General features: G+C 52.6%; 1 protein-coding gene. It reads left to right on the forward strand.

Annotated features, from left to right (window positions below):
• The coding region (locus H5157_RS20645; protein WP_182725419.1) for an Ig-like domain-containing protein at positions 1-738 on the forward strand (738 nt) is incomplete at both ends.

Raw genomic sequence — 738 nt, forward strand, 5'->3', positions numbered from 1 at the left:
CAGCGATGCACCGCAAGGCAGTGAAGTAACCATTGTTGTCACCGACAGCAGCGGCGCAGCGCAAACCATGAGTGCCACCGTGCTTGCTAATGGTACGTGGTCAATCCCTGTACCGGTAGCACTTGCAGAAGGTACATACACCGTAAGCGCGAGTGTTGAAGATGTGGCAGGCAACGACACCACCGCCACAGGCGCAGGTGAAATAGATACCACTGCACCGACACTTGTACTTACCAGCCCAGGCTCAAGTAATGACATCACCCCGACACTCAGTGGAACAAGTGATGCCGTTGAAGGCACGGTTATTAACTTCACGGTTGTGGACGATCAAGGCAATACACAAACCTTTACCACCACTGTGGATGCCGATGGTAACTTCTCTGTAGAAGTACCGACTGCACTGGCAGAAGGGCCGTACACGATCACCGCCAACATCAGCGATGTGGCAGGAAACAGCACCGATATTACCGGCAACGGCACCATTGATACCACAGCACCAAGTGTGAGTGTAGATGCGCCATTATTAACAAATGACAGCACGCCAACTGTGACAGGCACTAGTGATGCGCCTAACAGCACCATCACGGTGACGTTTACAGATGCAGCAAATGCCACTCAAAGCATTGATGTACAAACCGATGCCAATGGTAACTGGAGTGCGACACCAACAGGCACATTAGCCGAAGGGAATTATAGCGTTAGCGCCAGCATCACCGATGCCGCGGGCAACACAGGTAC

The organism is Pseudoalteromonas sp. SG43-3 (genome assembly GCF_014164385.1).
Lineage (GTDB): Bacteria > Pseudomonadota > Gammaproteobacteria > Enterobacterales > Alteromonadaceae > Pseudoalteromonas > Pseudoalteromonas distincta.